The 14,734-nt window shown below is 51.5% G+C and carries 15 protein-coding genes and 1 pseudogene; 9 read left to right on the forward strand and 7 right to left on the reverse strand.

The genetic code is table 11. The annotated features are described in order from the left end of the window. A pseudogene (locus tag J0A68_RS00005) lies at positions 1–217 on the reverse strand (tyrosine-type recombinase/integrase); the annotation flags it as partial. Positions 218–515: 298 nt separating this feature from the next. Here J0A68_RS00005 and J0A68_RS00010 point away from each other — a divergent pair. The 4 genes from J0A68_RS00010 (at position 516) to J0A68_RS00025 (ending at position 5,234) form a co-directional block, all read left to right on the forward strand. Beyond that, positions 516–2,075, forward strand: a complete 1,560-nt coding sequence (locus J0A68_RS00010; protein WP_206576128.1) for a rhomboid family intramembrane serine protease — start codon at positions 516–518, stop codon at positions 2,073–2,075. A 372-nt stretch (positions 2,076–2,447) separates the two neighbouring features. Next, positions 2,448–4,313, forward strand: coding sequence for a heparinase II/III domain-containing protein (locus J0A68_RS00015; RefSeq protein ID WP_206576129.1), 1,866 nt, complete (start codon positions 2,448–2,450; stop codon positions 4,311–4,313). Between the two features lie 81 nt (positions 4,314–4,394). Then, positions 4,395–4,787 carry a DUF1801 domain-containing protein gene (locus J0A68_RS00020; RefSeq protein WP_206576130.1) on the forward strand — a complete coding sequence of 131 codons (393 nt, stop codon included), beginning with the start codon at positions 4,395–4,397 and terminating at the stop codon, positions 4,785–4,787. A gap of 207 nt (positions 4,788–4,994) precedes the next feature. Further along, positions 4,995–5,234 carry a hypothetical protein gene (locus J0A68_RS00025; RefSeq protein ID WP_206576131.1) on the forward strand — a complete coding sequence of 80 codons (240 nt, stop codon included), beginning with the start codon at positions 4,995–4,997 and terminating at the stop codon, positions 5,232–5,234. A 77-nt stretch (positions 5,235–5,311) separates the two neighbouring features. On the opposite strand, the gene xerD is transcribed toward J0A68_RS00025, so the two are convergent. Continuing rightward, positions 5,312–6,208 (reverse strand): site-specific tyrosine recombinase XerD, encoded by an 897-nt coding sequence (gene xerD, locus J0A68_RS00030; RefSeq protein WP_206576132.1) that lies wholly within the window; start codon positions 6,206–6,208, stop codon positions 5,312–5,314. A gap of 174 nt (positions 6,209–6,382) precedes the next feature. Here xerD and J0A68_RS00035 point away from each other — a divergent pair, with 174 nt between their 5' ends. From J0A68_RS00035 to J0A68_RS00045, 3 genes are read left to right on the forward strand one after another with little or no spacing between them, the layout of a single operon-like run. After that, positions 6,383–6,865 carry an RNA polymerase sigma factor gene (locus J0A68_RS00035; protein ID WP_206576133.1) on the forward strand — a complete coding sequence of 161 codons (483 nt, stop codon included), beginning with the start codon at positions 6,383–6,385 and terminating at the stop codon, positions 6,863–6,865. Next, entirely contained in the window at positions 6,862–7,194 is a 333-nt protein-coding gene (locus J0A68_RS00040; RefSeq protein WP_206576134.1) for a hypothetical protein, read from the forward strand. Before J0A68_RS00035 ends, J0A68_RS00040 begins: the two co-directional genes overlap by 4 nt. A gap of 27 nt (positions 7,195–7,221) precedes the next feature. Further along, a complete protein-coding gene (locus tag J0A68_RS00045) occupies positions 7,222–7,938 on the forward strand; it encodes a Spy/CpxP family protein refolding chaperone (RefSeq protein ID WP_206576135.1) in 717 nt (238 codons plus the stop codon). Between the two features lie 111 nt (positions 7,939–8,049). Here the strand turns inward: J0A68_RS00045 and J0A68_RS00050 are convergent, their stop codons facing one another. From J0A68_RS00050 to J0A68_RS00070, 5 genes are all read right to left on the reverse strand, one after another. Further along, positions 8,050–8,274 (reverse strand): hypothetical protein, encoded by a 225-nt coding sequence (locus tag J0A68_RS00050; protein ID WP_206576136.1) that lies wholly within the window; start codon positions 8,272–8,274, stop codon positions 8,050–8,052. Between the two features lie 49 nt (positions 8,275–8,323). Next, a complete protein-coding gene (locus tag J0A68_RS00055) occupies positions 8,324–10,006 on the reverse strand; it encodes a DUF885 family protein (RefSeq protein WP_206576137.1) in 1,683 nt (560 codons plus the stop codon). A 192-nt stretch (positions 10,007–10,198) separates the two neighbouring features. Further along, positions 10,199–10,408 (reverse strand): hypothetical protein, encoded by a 210-nt coding sequence (locus J0A68_RS00060; RefSeq protein WP_206576138.1) that lies wholly within the window; start codon positions 10,406–10,408, stop codon positions 10,199–10,201. A gap of 23 nt (positions 10,409–10,431) precedes the next feature. After that, positions 10,432–10,968, reverse strand: coding sequence for a hypothetical protein (locus J0A68_RS00065; protein WP_206576139.1), 537 nt, complete (start codon positions 10,966–10,968; stop codon positions 10,432–10,434). Between the two features lie 158 nt (positions 10,969–11,126). After that, the gene (locus tag J0A68_RS00070) at positions 11,127–12,005 is read right to left on the reverse strand and encodes an AraC family transcriptional regulator (RefSeq protein ID WP_206576140.1); all 879 of its coding nucleotides are present in this window, start codon (positions 12,003–12,005) and stop codon (positions 11,127–11,129) included. Between the two features lie 173 nt (positions 12,006–12,178). Between J0A68_RS00070 and J0A68_RS00075 the strand changes: the two genes are divergently transcribed. Both J0A68_RS00075 and J0A68_RS00080 read left to right on the forward strand, forming a co-directional pair. Beyond that, entirely contained in the window at positions 12,179–13,069 is an 891-nt protein-coding gene (locus J0A68_RS00075) for a dihydrodipicolinate synthase family protein (RefSeq protein WP_206576141.1), read from the forward strand. Positions 13,070–13,150: 81 nt separating this feature from the next. After that, the gene (locus J0A68_RS00080) at positions 13,151–14,614 is read left to right on the forward strand and encodes an aldehyde dehydrogenase (NADP(+)) (protein WP_317195090.1); all 1,464 of its coding nucleotides are present in this window, start codon (positions 13,151–13,153) and stop codon (positions 14,612–14,614) included. Positions 14,615–14,734 lie beyond the last annotated feature (120 nt).

Raw genomic sequence — 14,734 nt, forward strand, 5'->3', positions numbered from 1 at the left:
TGTCCTTCATGCCCTCGATGCGGTAGGCGAAGCGCAGGGCATAGACGGTGAACTTGAAGTAGGAGTCCGAGGGGGTGTTGTGGCTTCGCTTGACCAGATGCAGGTAGTCGTTGATCCGGTCTGGGTCGACTTCGGTGGGCAGTTCGTTGAAGTGGAGCGCCAGCTTGGCCAGGTGGCGGGTATAGTTGGACAGGGTGCTTTTGCTCTTGCCGGCCACGACAACTTTCTGCTCGAACTTGGCCAGTAGTTCACCAAATCCCGCTATCTTGGAGCAGGCGGCCTGGAGGAGGTTTTCTTTTTTTTCATGATTGAAACGGTTAAGAATGAATCAAAAAATTACCGCTTTTGGGCTGCTTATCGGAGAAACTACCGCAGGTTTAGTGCAACAACGTATATGTGCAATACGCTTTCAAGCGGTTAGTAATAATTTAAAGTTTCGTTCCTGCGTACTGCACATATACGCAAAACGTTATATGCCATTTTAGGACGACACAACAAACAACAAATACAAGACATTGGAAACATATATTTTAAAACTAAAACACATTCTACCGACTTTTTTAACTGTTACTTTTGGAACAGTTTTCGGACTTGCATTTTTTAGATGGTTACTCTGTATTCAGTTTTCTCTGCTTGACATCAAAGAAGAAATTTGGGTTTTATGGTTACCGCTAATTTTTCCTTGGATTCCAATTACACTTTGGCTTAGACAGCGTTTTCGTGTATTAACTGTTAAAAAGGGCGATACTGACAAAGCAAGATTTTTCTTTCAAATTATTTCTTGGGGAGTAATGACAGCAATGCTTTTTGTTTCACAAGCATACTTAACGACAGCAACAGGTAAACTAAAAGAACTATCCACCATCAGCGACATTGATAAAACAGAGAAGGCACGTTATTACAAATTGACAGATTTCGCTGTTGCTCCATATTTTGGTGGTTCTTACACAGACTTTAGAACAAGTGGAAAATACAATCAATACTTAAATTTCGATGTTTATTTTGTTACACCAATACTTAAAGACTCAACTGAGATTATTAAGGACATTCCAAAATATTGGTATGGTGTAAAATTCAAAGAGCAAATAAGTAATAAAATTAGCAATGAAGAGAAAGAGAATAAATATCAAACATTTTATAATGATTGCATCGAAAAAATGAACAAGTATAAATTTCATTCTTTAGACCATTTTGAAAGAAAACCAACCTCGGACGATAGACAGAATTTTTTGAAAGCAATTGAAGCAAGAACAAAACAAACAGCAGATGATAATTTTATTGTTTTAGAGCCAATAAAGGAAAAATTTGAAGATAGAAACGGAAACAAATTCGCTTGGATTTTCGGTTCATTTGGTATTGGACTTGGAGTTCTTTTATTTTCCTTAATATGGCCAGGATATAGCGAAACTGAAAAAAAAAGATTTTTATCAGGAAAAAAGCCAAAGCAAGACGATTTAGTAGATATGCTAAACTATTTAATTCCAAAAGGCGACCACTTTGCAACCTCAATTATTTTAGACCTAAATATTTTAGTATTCCTATTAATGATTTTTTCAGGGATTCATATAATATCACCAAACGGAATAGAACTACTTCAATGGGGTGCAAATAGACGACTTGAAACTACAGGTGGTGAATGGTGGCGACTATTGACAAGTATGTTTTTGCACGGAGGAATTATGCATTTATTCCTAAATATTTACGGACTTGTAATTGCTGCAATTTTCGTTGAGCCTTTACTTGGTCGTAAAAAGTATTTTATTTTATATCTTTTATCTGGACTATGTGGAAGTCTTGCGAGTATTTGGTGGTATCCTAACACAATAAGTGTCGGTGCTTCAGGTGCAATATTCGGACTTTATGGTGCAATACTTGGGTTATTATTGACAAACGCATTTCCAAAGGAAGGTAAGAAAGGCATTTTTATGATGATTGGAATCTACGTTGGGATAAATCTACTTTGGGGTTTAACTGGTGGCATAGACAACGCAGCACATATAGGTGGACTTTTAAGTGGAGCAATAATCGGAATAATATTATACAAACTTGACGATGGAGAGAAAAACGGCATATAACAACTAGGTTTTCGTTGCGTCCGCAGGACGGACAATGAAAACCAGGTTGCATAGCCCGTCCCGATTCGCGTAGCGATATCGGAAAAACCGGGGATTGAGTCGGTGGTTCTTAGGGATTAAAGAGCCTCCAACGCTAAAAGAAAAGCAATTCTGCGCGGCTTCCCTCATAAAAAATGCAATCAGTAAAAACTATCCCAGCCCTTCCAAGCCTGTTTGGAAGGGCATTTTTGTGGCAGGACTCTGACACCCCATTCAAACCAAAACCAAGTGTCGGGATTGGGCAATAGCCTAAAGCCATTTTCCCGATATCTTAGACCAAGGCGCATGAAAACGCCCTGTCAAACTATCGGCAAACCCAATAAACCACCGCGGATGAAACCTTCCCCCAGCCTTTTTTCTTTTCTGCTCGTTCTCTTTTTCGCCCTGCCCGGCTTAACCCAGGAGCAGGCCATCCCCCAGCTGGAAAATCCCATGTCGCTGGCCTATCTGAAAAAGAACCTGCGCCGCTCCCAGCCCCGTCTGGTGTACGATGCCAAAGTCCTCAAAAACCTCAAATCCAAACTCAAGACCGATCCCGTGCTGCAAAGCATGCATGCGGTGATCTGGGCAAACGCGGAATCCATCCTGGACCAGCCCCTGCTCCAGCGGGAGCTGGAGGGCCGACGCCTGTTGGCCGTCTCCCGGGAGCTGCTTTGGCGCATCAACATGCTGGGCTATCGCTACCTGATCGAGCAGGAGCCGCAGATCCTCCGCCGGATCAACGAAGAGGTGCTTGCCGTGTGCAGCTTTACGGACTGGAATCCCTCCCACTACCTCGACGTGGCGGAGATGGCCACCGGGGTGGCTTTTGCCCTGGACTGGACTGCCGGAGACCTGCCCCAATCCACCCAAGGCATCGCCAAAAAGGCCCTGATCGAGAAAGGCATCCTCCCCAGCTGGCCGGCTGACGGAGGCTCCCCCGGCTGGGCCTCTGGCAGCAACAACTGGAACCAGGTCTGCAACGGCGGCATGATCGCCGCCTCGATAGCCATCGCCGAGCTCGATCCGGAGCTGGCCGCCAAGACCATCTCCCGGGCGCTGGACGGGCTGCCGCACTCCCTCGTCGAGTATGGGCCCGACGGCGTCTATCCCGAGGGTTCCACCTACTGGGCCTATGGCACGAGCTTTTCCGTGATCACGGCGGCCATGCTGGAGTCTGCCTTTGGGCAGGATTTTGGCCACTACGACTTCCCCGCCTTCAAGGAGAGCGCCGTCTTCCGCAGCCTCTCCAACGCGCCCTCGGGCTGGTATTACAACTTTGCCGACTGCGGAGACCAGAGGAGCGAGGGAGGGGACGTGGTCTTGGCCTGGTTTGCCGCCAAGTCGGGCAACAGGAACTTCTTCGAAAAACAGCGCTTCCTTGCCGCCTCGGAGGTGTCTGATCGCCTCTCCCGCCTGAGCGGTGCCTCCATGGCCTGGCTTTCCCAGTACCAGGAAAAAGGCGGAGCGCAAGTTCCCACCGCCTGGAAAGGCGAGGGGTCCAATCCCATCGTGATCTTCACCGACGGAGAGGATGATCCCCATGGCTATTATTTTGGGGGAAAAGGCGGCCGCGGCATGGTCAACCACGGCAACATGGACGGGGGTTCCTTCATTTTTGAACTGGATGGCGTGCGCTGGTCTGTCGATCCCGGCAACCAAAACTACCATGAGCTGGAGAAAACGGGTTTCGACCTCTGGAGCCGCTGTCAAAGCTGCGAACGCTGGACCCTGCTCACCAAAAACAATTTTGGCCACAGCACCCTCACCATCAACGACTCCCTGCACCACACCGCAGGCCTGGCTACGCTGACGGACTTCCAGGACGGGCAGCGCCCCGAGGCGACTTTTGACCTCACTGCGACCCTGGGCTTGGTGAAGTCCGCTTCGCGAAAGTTTACCAAGGACAGCCCCACTTCCATCACCATCGAGGACGAGATTGAGCTGTTGGAGGAAACCAAGCTCATCACCTGGCAGATGATGACCACCGCAGAGGTGGAGATAGGGAATGGAGGCGCTGTGTTGACACAGGATGGGAAGTCACTGAGGCTCGAAAACCTCTCCCATCCGGATCTGACCCTTTCCGTGGTATCCCTCTACCCTGCCCCGCTGGAGCTCGACCGACAAATAGAGGGACTGAAGCGCATCGAGCTACGCATTCCTGCCTGGGTGGTGGAGGGAGGCAAAACCCAGATCAAAATACGCCTGACAGGAGACTAGGCCTAGCCGGTGAAAAAAGTTTTTACTGCCCGCACCACCTAACCAATTTTCTTTCGAAGTTCCTTCCCTAAATCCCAAGCCATGAACCCCGAAATCCAAGCCTACAACCAAGCCCAGCTTTCCCCTGACCGGGAGATCTGCGGACTACTCGCCGAGACGATCTCCCAAGAACTTCCAGATGCCGAAAACAAGGTCTGGCATGCCCATCCGGTGTGGTTTCTGGACGGCAACCCGATTGTGGGATACAGTAAGCAGAAAAAGGGAATGCGGCTGATGTTTTGGAGCGGGGCGGACTTTGAAGAGGAAGGCCTGGCTGTTTTGGGGGAAAAATTCAAGGACGCGTCCATCTTCTACCACGAGGTGTCCGAGATCAACCCGGAAGAACTCAAGCGCTGGCTCCAAAAATCCCGGGCTATCCAGTGGGATTACAAAAACATCGTCAAACGGAAAGGACGTCTGGAGCGGCTGAAGTGAAACGCAACGTACCGCAAAAGGCTAGAAGACCGACACCCAAACCGCCAAGTTTTCAGACGTTTTCGGCCATTTCCTCAGGCTAAGCAGCTAGGAAAAGAGGTCAACCGCCGTTCTTATTTTTAATTAGTAAAAATTGATATTAGCTGACAGACAAAACATTATCGGATTTTTTGGGGTAAATTCCTTAGAACCAAAACCACAAACGCCATGTCTATCCGAATCGCTTCCAGCTGCAACCACTGCAACTCCTTCACCGAAGCCAATCTCTGCAAGACGCATGAGCTGAAGGTAAGTGAAGAATATACTTGCGACCAATTTTCCATCCTGCAGCAGCTCGATAAGTCCATGCACTGCAACAGCTGCCAGCGCCACCACCGTCCGGATTGCGCCCACCCTGACCTGGCCGCCGACGGCATGCTCTGTGCGAGCTGGGCTCCCAAGGTTTAGCGTCGTAGAGCCGTTTAGTAGATAACACAAAAAGATTCCCCAAAGGAGTTGGCAAGGTCCGGTTTGCCAGCTCCTTTTTATTTTCTGGGATGAAAATCCGTCAGCACCTGCCTGAGGTAGTTCCGGTCCAGGTGCGTGTAGATTTCCGTGGTCGTGATGCTCTCATGGCCGAGCATCTCCTGCACGGCCCGCAGGTCTGCCCCCCCGTCTATGAGGTGCGTGGCAAAGGAATGCCGAAAGGTATGCGGGCTGATGTTTTTGTGGATTCCGGCCTTTTCAGCCGTCTTTTTGATGATGAGGAAGATCATGACCCGGGTGAGCTTTTGGCCGCGCCGGTTCAGAAAGACGAATTCTTCGTGTCCTTTTGCCGGAGCCTGGTGAACCCTGATGTACTCCTCGTAGAGCTTGAGGTATTTCAGCGCGTCTTTGCCTATGGGCACGAGCCGCTCCTTGTTGCCTTTTCCGAGGATTTTCAAAAAGCCGATTTCCGCAAAAACCTGCCCCTTCTTCAGCTCCACCAGCTCACTCACGCGAAGGCCGGAGCTGTACAGCATTTCCAGCATGGCCCTGTTGCGGTGGCCCTCCGGCTCTCCCAAAGGAATCGCCTCCAGCAGCTGCACGATCTCCTCATAGCTGAGCGTATCGGGCAGCTTTCGCCCCAGCTTCGGCGCTTCCAGCAGCTGGGAAGGGTCGGACTTGATCCGGTCCTCGTACATGAGAAAGCGGTAGAAGCCCTTGATGCCGGAGATGATTCTGGCCTGGGTAAATGGGGAAATCTCCAGCTTGGCCAAGGCATTGACAAACCTGCGGAGATGCTCCAGATCGAGCTCGAGCGGACTTTTGCCTGCAAACTCCCGCTCGGCAAAGTCGGCCAGCTTCTCCACATCACGGGTGTAGGCTTCGATGGAGTTTTCGCTCAGGGAGCGCTCCAGCTTGAGGTGATGGCGAAATTGACGGATAAGTTGGGGCCACATAGGGTGTAGGTTCAGTCAGCCCTCCAAGGGTTTTGAAACCCTTGGAGGGCAAAGTTGTAAGGTTGTAAAGTTGGAAAGTTGGGCCAACCTTACAACTTTACCACCTGACAACTTTCCAACTTTTTTTAATTCCTTGTCATACAAAGCAGCCCCTTCCCCGATCAACCACTGTAAATGAACCGCAACCAGCTAGACACTTTTCTCCGCCAGCACCACCGCGAGGCCTTCCTCTGGGCCAGGCAGTGCTGTGGTTTTGACGGGGAACTGGCCCAGGACGTGGTCCAGCAGACGTACCTGAAGATCCTGGAGGGAAAAGCCCGCCTGAAGCACGACGGCAACTGCAAGACCTGGCTCTTCTCCATCATCCGCTTCACGGCCATAGACGAGCTCAGGAAAAACGGCAAAACGCAGCCGCTGGAGCAGGAGGTGGAAATCCTCTGGGAGGAGCAGGAGCCTGAGCCGGAAAATTACGAAGCGATGATCCGGCGCCTTCCGAAGATGCAGCAGGAGGTGATGCTGATGGTTTTCTACCACGAAATGACGCTGGAGCAATGCGCGGCTGTGATGCAGCTCCACATCGGCACGGTGCGTACCCACTACGACCGGGGAAAGAAGAGACTGAAAGAATGGATCGAAAAAACAAGAGTGACGTCATGAACCGAGCAGAAGAAGATCAAGACCTACGCGGCTTTTTCGATGCGATGATCGAGAAAGACCTGGACATCCCCACTCCGGATTTTCCGGAGGTGAAAAAGCCAAAAACAATCAGCTGGTGGATTCCGGCGGGGATTGCCGCGTCCTTGGCGGCGGGATTTTTTCTCCTGGGAGAAAAAGAACCAGCGCCCACTCCACAGGCTCCCATCGGCGAGGTGATCATCATCACGCTGGAGGAAGGCCCTGACCAAGAACTGCTGTTCAACATCGAAGAAACCACCGAAATGGAAATCTGGGAATCGCCCACGGCTTCCCTCCTTACCGAATACTAAACCAACTATTTCTAAAACCTCCTTTTTATGAAAAAGCTCCTCTTAATATTGTTCCTTCTGGGCACTGGCGTGGCCCAGGCGCAGGACATCTTCAAAATGAAGATCTATTCTACAGACCACTTGATGGAAATGCGCGACGAAATCAGCCTCACCGACGCGCAAGTCGCTAAGATCAAAAAGCTCCACGCCGACAATGCAGGCTCCTTTTCCACACTCAAATGGGATCTGGACGAGGCTACAAAAAAACTCAAAAGCATGCTGGATCAGCCCAAGATCGACCAGACCGCTGTATCCAGACAAATGGACGAAGTCCTCCGCCTGGAAAACCAGATGAAAAAGACCCAGCTCAACACCATGGTCTCCATCAAAAACGAGCTCAGTCCCGAGCAGATCACCAAACTGGAGGCACGCAAGGTACTGGCTGTGGGAAAGGCATCATCGATCTCAGGCAGCCAAGTCCAGGTGGTTTCTGGCACAGGAAACGCAACTGCCAGCTCCGTAAACGGAACGACTTCAGTAAGCACATCGCCCAAGATTGCCGTAAGCGTGGCGGGAAGCGGAAAGCAACCTGCTTACTATATCGAAACCAAATCGGGCTTAAAGAAAGTAGCAACTTTGGAAAACATCGAGCCTAAGGACATCGAAAGCATGTCGGTGTTCAAAGGAGAAGAAGCGATCAAGAAGTATGGCCAGGAAGGCGAAAACGGCGTGATCGTGATCAAGCTGAAGGACAAGCCAGAGTAAGCGAACTCAAACCGACCAAAACCAAAAGAGGAAGGCTGGGCCTTCCTCTTTTTAGTTTAATTTCATTTTCGTTGAGTCCATCCGGGTCGGGAAAATGTAGATCATACAGGCCTACTTTATCCCCCGCTCCTTCAGCCATTTCTCATTCATTTGCCTAAACTCTTCCAATGAATGTACTCTTCCTTCCTTGATGTCCGCCAAAGACTCATCCAGCCTCCTCTGCATCTCTTCTTGCACGAGAATATCCTCGATCCGCTCTAGGGTAGCGGCTTTCTCCACCTTCATCAGGCGCTGGATCAGCATTGATTTTAGCTCTTCCACTTCCATGTTTTCCATAAATTAACTTGAAGCATAATCGAAAATACGCTTTTTCCCTAAATCAAGTTCAATCCAAAAACTTCCAGCTTGCCTTGTGGTTTTTGTCCAGCGGCTTGCCGGTGACCTTGGCCCGCAGGATCTCGATGGGCATGGCGTTTTGGGTCATGATCAGGTCGTGAAATTCCTTCTCAGGCATCTTGCCGGAGTCCACCATCTCTTTGCGTAGCGAGTAGATCTCCAAAGCGCCGATCATGTACGCAATCTGATACAGCGGCCCATAGTTACCCTCGAAGGATCTTCTCACTTCCGCCTCGGCATTGGCGCGCTCGTGGCCCACCTTGTCCACCAGCAGGTCGATGCATTGCTGTGGGGTCATCTGCTCCAGGTGGTAGCTGAGGGAGAAAATAATCCTTGCGCAGCGGTGCATTCTCCAGAAGAGCATGCCCACTTTGTCTTTGGCATCCCGGGGAAAATTGCGATCCCAAAGCACAAACTCCCAATACAGCGCCCAGCCTTCCGTCCAAAAAGGCGTTCCAAACATGCGGCGGTGCGTCATGTAGCGCTGGTTCATAAACTGCTGCAAATGGTGTCCTGGGATCAGCTCGTGCTGTACAGTCGCTCGGGAAAAATGCGGGTTGTTGCCGCGCATGGACATCATCTTGTCCTCGTGGCTCATTTCGGAGGTGGGATAGGAGATCTGGATGACTTCTCCCCCGAGGAAAAACGGGCTCACGCGCTGTCTTTCCGCAGAGATCATGGTCGTTCTCCAAGTCTCTTTCGCCAAAGGCGGCACGGTGATCCAGTCGTTTTTCTCCATGATTCCGATAGCTTCTTCACCCAATCTGGCCACTTCCTCCGGCCATGCTCCAGCGGGCAGATAGGTGTTTTTCACCATCTCCAAGGCTGCCTTCCAATCATTGCCGAAGCCGAGCTCGTTGGAGGCTTTGAGCATCTCCTTTTCACACCAGGCAAACTGCTTCTCTGCTTCCGCAATCAACTGCTCGGGCGTGTAGGCGATCATTTCAAAGCCCAATTGCTTTTCAAGCGCCTCGCGACCAATCGGCTTTCCTATGATCCCTGAGCCGTCGTCCTTCACGGAGTTGGTGTAGTGCTCGCGCAAAGCCTTGGCATAGGCCTTCATGCTGGCATCGAGTTTTTTCCAAGGCTCAGGCATCCACCAAGTGAAGGAAGGATCGTAGTCAAAGTAAAAGTCATAGGCTTCTTTCACGACTTTGTTCAGGCTTTCTACCGACTGGGCGGCCAGCTCGGCTTTTTGCCAAGAGGTGTATTTTGAGGTCGAAGGAACGGCCTTGAGCTGGGCATCCACTGCCTTGGCAACCTCATTCCATGTCGCAGCGAGCGCTTGGGAGTCGGGCTGCTTAGCTCTACGCCGAGCCACGACAAAGTCTTCCAGGGGTTTTCCGAAAGCAACTACCGAGCTGACTTCTGAAAATGCCCGCTGATCCAGATCCAAGGTGGCGAGCTGCTCTTCCAGAAAATTCCTAAAAAGAACGTAGTCGATCTTTCCGTCTTCGGAAAGCCCATTATAGTTCTGCGCCTGCAAGGTCTTCAGGTAATCCTGATTGAACGCCAGCATTCGCGTAAAATATTCGGCGGAAAGCCGGTTGGTGTAGAGTCGGCCAAGGGCGCCTCGATCCGCCTGGTAGGCCGTGATCAGGTTGACCAGCTCGGTAGCCCAGGTCAGGGTCGTGCAAAAAACAAGCACGAATGATAGTAAGGTCTTTTTCATGGTTAGGAATTTTTTCTCTGGTTTCTTTTCGAACAAGGAACTCACCAATTAGGGCTATTTTTCTGGTTTCTGCTCGACCAGTCACGGAAATTCTTCTTTGTAGGCCCCTAAATCCAAACCTCAGCTTCACTCAAAACCAAAAGACCACCCTTCAAGGTGGCCTTTTGTACTCGAGAATAGCTAGGGTTTTGGCTAGCGCTTCCTTCTCAGTAGCGCTACCAGGATCAGGATAAATGCCGCCGCGCCGACTACCCAGACCCAAGGCTGTTCGTACCATTCTGGCTTGCCCAGATCGATGTCGATGTCAAGCCCTCCGTCTTGCGCAAAGATCTGCAAAGAGATCATCATGCCCAGCACTGCCAGGACCGCGATTTTGTAATGTCTTATGATTAGCGTTTTCATGGTAAAAAGTGGTTAAGGTTAACTTATTTGAATCGGATATTGTAAGTGACGGCCACCCCGAAGGTCTGCACGTCTATCGCCGTGTCGGAACCGAATACATGGTTGTAGTAGCCGAAAATATTCCAGTCATAATTGTGGTAGCCCAGCTGTGGTCTCACGTAGGCACCTCCGCTTTCGGCCATGCCATCGCCGGTATAGAAGGAATACCCGAGGTCAGTCCCCACAAATACCCCGGCGGGCTGGGGATAATAGCGAAACATCGCCCCCAAGGGGATCACGCCAAAGTCCTCGGCACCCATCACGTCAGACTTTGCGAAATAGTGCGTGTAACCGGAGGCGATACCCAAACCGAAATTGTCGGTCCTCATAAATTGTCCCGCAGCGTCCAATCCCAAAGCAAAGGAGGAGAAGTCTGCCACATCGCCAAGCGGAACCCCGGCGTTGATCCCGAGCTTCAACCAGGAATTGTCCTCGTTGATGTCTTCCAAATCTCTCGTAGTCTGTGCGTGTACAGCAAGTCCAGCAAGTAAAAACGCACCCATTAGCAATAGCTTTTTCATAGTTTGTTGGTTTACCGCTCCATTTCCAAAGCGAATGCCGCGACCAAGCCAAGCAGTGCATACAGGAATTCAACGAATTGAATTTCAACAGATTGAAAAACAAACCATCCTAAAAAGCAAAAGAAAGCCAGCACTGATTTCGGGGAAAATTTTCCCCGCTATGCCCCAGTTCTTTCTGACTTTCGCCAGGCCAGGGGACTTAGGCCGGTCAGAGATTTGAAGCTGCGGTTGAAATAGGAGAGGTTTTCGAAGCCTACCTGAAAGGCAATCTCCGCCACGCCGAGGTCGGATTCGAGCAGCAGCTTTTTCGCCTGGGAGATCCGTACTTGCTGGAGGTACTGGGTAAAGGTCTTGCGGGTGTGCAGCTTAAAAAATCGGCAAAAGGCCTCCTTTCCCAGATTGGCACGGTCGGCCACCTCTTGTAGGGTGATCGCGCGGGCGCTTTCTTCGAAAACAAACTGCATCACCTGGTCCATGCGCTTCCCGTCCCGCTCCGAGAGTCCACGGATCAACGCCGGCCGGTTGAGCGGCTGAAGCTCCTCGCCCGCCTGATCCAGGATTGCCAATAGCTCCAGGGCCAGCTGAAATCGCCCAAGCCCCGAGCTTTTCGGAAATCGGTCAAAAATCTCCACGACCTGCCTTTTCCCTTCTCCCAAAACCTGAAAGCACAATCCCGCAAAATCCCCAAACTTCCGAAGCGACTCCAATTCCTCCAGCTCCCCTAGCGCTTTGCCGAAGGCCTGAAAATCAAAAAAAACGGTATCTCCGGTCGACTTCAGCTCCCGCTCGGTGGCAAAATACTCCGGATCGCTACGGAACACGTGCGGGGCATTTTCCCCCAAGAAAAACACATCCCCGGCCTGAAAACGCCCCAGATAATCCCCGCTGAGAAACTGCCCAGCCCCCTCCCGGATCACCGTGAGCTGTAGCTGGGGGTGCTGGTGGAGCTTGTCATAGAAGTGCCTCCCCCTGTCCTCCTGATAGCGTACAAACTCACTCTGGGACTTGGGGATCTGGAAGGAAATGATCTTGGCCATGGCGCTGTACTGATACCCAATTGAACAGTTTCAGCACAATCATACAAACAATAAATCAATATCGTATCACAATAAACCAATCGCGTGGAAGACCCGACACGAGTTGGAGACTACTTTTGGGGTAAGTTTAGGACACTGTCCCTCCCATCAGCAATCAACAAAACACAGATACTATGAACTGGAAAGGCGTATTCCCCGCAGTCACCACCAAATTCCACGCAGACGGCAGTCTGGATATGGACTTATTTTTCAAAAACCTGGACTTCCAATTAGAGTCCGGCGTCAATGGCATCATCCTAGGCGGCACCCTAGGCGAGAGTTCCGTTTTGTCCCAGGAAGAAAAAATCACCCTTACGGGAGAAACCGTAAAATACATCAACGGACGTGTGCCCGTGATCCTGAATATCGCCGAGGGCGCGACCCAAGACGCGCTGTTTTGGGCGAAGAAAGCCGAAGAACTTGGCGCATCCGGCCTCATGATCCTGCCTCCGATGCGCTACGCCGCTGATGCGAGAGAGGTCGTGACCTACTTCAAGACCGTCGCCAACTCCACCCAGCTCCCGATCATGATCTACAACAATCCGGTAGATTATAAGACTCTGGTGACCATCGACATGTTTGCCGAGCTGGCCGAGTGCGAAAACATCCAAGCCATCAAGGAATCCACCCGCGACATCTCCAACGTCACCCGCATGATCAACCGATTCGGAGACCGTTACGCCCTGCTTTGCGGCGTGGACACGCTCGCGTTGGAGGAATTGCTCATGGGAGCTGTAGGCTGGGTTGCCGGTTTGGTTTGCGCGTTTCCGAAGGAGACCGTCACCATCTTTAACCTCGTGCAGGAAGGCAAAATCGAAGAAGCCCGGGAAATCTACCGCTGGTTCCTGCCTCTTTTGGAACTGGACATCCATCCCAAACTGGTGCAGTACATCAAGCTGGCCGAGCAGCACTGCGGCATCGGCTCAGAGCACGTTCGCGCGCCAAGGCTGACCCTGATCGGCGAAGAAAGGGAAAGAATCGAGGCGATCATTGCCACAGGCTTGGCAAAAAGACCGAAATTGTAACAGAGACGGAAGACCGGAGACCGAAGACGGAAGAAGCCTTCGGTTTCCAGTTTACCCCTTTTCAAATTTCAAATCGTTCAAATCTCAAATTCCCTTTTCATGAACTTCGACCCAATTTTCAATGCCGCCCAAGAAGCCTTTCTTTTCTACAAAAACCTTCCCGGTAAGGAAAAAGGAGCCTTCCTGGACACCCTGGCTGAAATCCTGGAATCCAAGCGATCCGAGATCGTCCCCCTGGCCGTAAAAGAATCCAATCTGCCCGAAGGCCGCATCAACGGCGAACTGGGCCGGACTACGGGGCAAATCCGTCTTTTCGCCAACATGGTGAAAGAGGGATCTTGGGTCGAAGCGACGATTGATCCGGCAGATCCAAACCGTGCCCCGCTGCCGAAAGCGGACATTCGGAGATTTCTCACGCCACTGGGACCGGTGGTCGTCTTTGGCGCGAGCAATTTCCCCTTGGCCTTTTCCACGGCGGGGGGGGACACCATTTCCGCTTTGGCGGCAGGTTGCCCAGTGATCTACAAAGCCCACCCAGCCCATCCCGAAACCTCCAGCAAGGTCTCCGAGTGCGTCCACGAAGCGATTGTAAAATCCGGTTTGCCCTCGGCACTCTTCACCCATGTGGAGGGAGGCATCGCCGAAGGACAGGCGCTGGTGCAGCATCCCCTGGCCAAAGCCGTCGCCTTCACCGGCTCCCACGTCGGTGGCATGGCGCTCTTCGACCTCGCCAACCGGCGCGACGAACCCATCCCAGTCTATGCGGAAATGGGTTCCGTCAACCCGATTTTCACTTTCTCGAAAAAGCTGGAAAACGAACTGGTGCCCCTGGCGAAAGCCTTCATCGGCTCGCTCACCCTTGGTGTGGGCCAGTTTTGCACCAACCCAGGCTTGATCTTCGTGCCGGAAGCGCAGGCCAAGGCCTTCGAAAACGCCATTTCCGCTGAGCTCAACGACATCGCCTCCGCGCCCATGCTCCATCCGGGCATTGCGCAAGCCTACTACGACTCCATCCAATACCTGCAATCCAGAGAAGAACTTCGCTGGGTCAAAGTCGCCGATCCCAAGCACCTGATCAACGGCAGCACGGCTCTGGCAGAGATCAAAGCCGCAGACTGGCTGTCGGATGCGGTCTTCCAAAAAGAGGTCTTTGGTGCATTTGCCATGATGGTGGTGTACAAAACAGAAGACGAACTGCTGGAAATCGCCAAGAAGCTCCACGGACAGCTGACCATCACCGTTTGGGCTGAAGCTGAGGAACTGCAAAACCAGCTTTTCCTGCTCAACCTCTTGGAAGAAAGATGCGGACGTCTGCTCTTCAGAGGCGTGCCCACCGGAGTGGAAGTCGGCTATGCCATGCAGCACGGCGGACCTTACCCATCGACCACTGCGCCAAACAGCACCTCCGTCGGAGCCCATGCGATCAAGCGTTTTGCCCGTCCGATCGCCTTCCAGGACATGCCGCAGGACTTGCTCCCCGACGCACTGAAGGACGGCAACCCGCTCGGAATCTGGAGACTGGTCAATGGACAATACGAAAAGTAAGTTTATGCCCTTCGACTTCCAGCAATATTGTGTCACCCTGAGTCTGAATAACTCAGGAATTAACAAAAAGAAAATGACAAGAGTTACCGCTCTAGAGATGCCTAAATCAAGATAAAATTT

The organism is Algoriphagus oliviformis, assembly GCF_017254915.1.
In the GTDB taxonomy this organism is placed as follows: Bacteria; Bacteroidota; Bacteroidia; order Cytophagales; family Cyclobacteriaceae; genus Algoriphagus; species Algoriphagus oliviformis.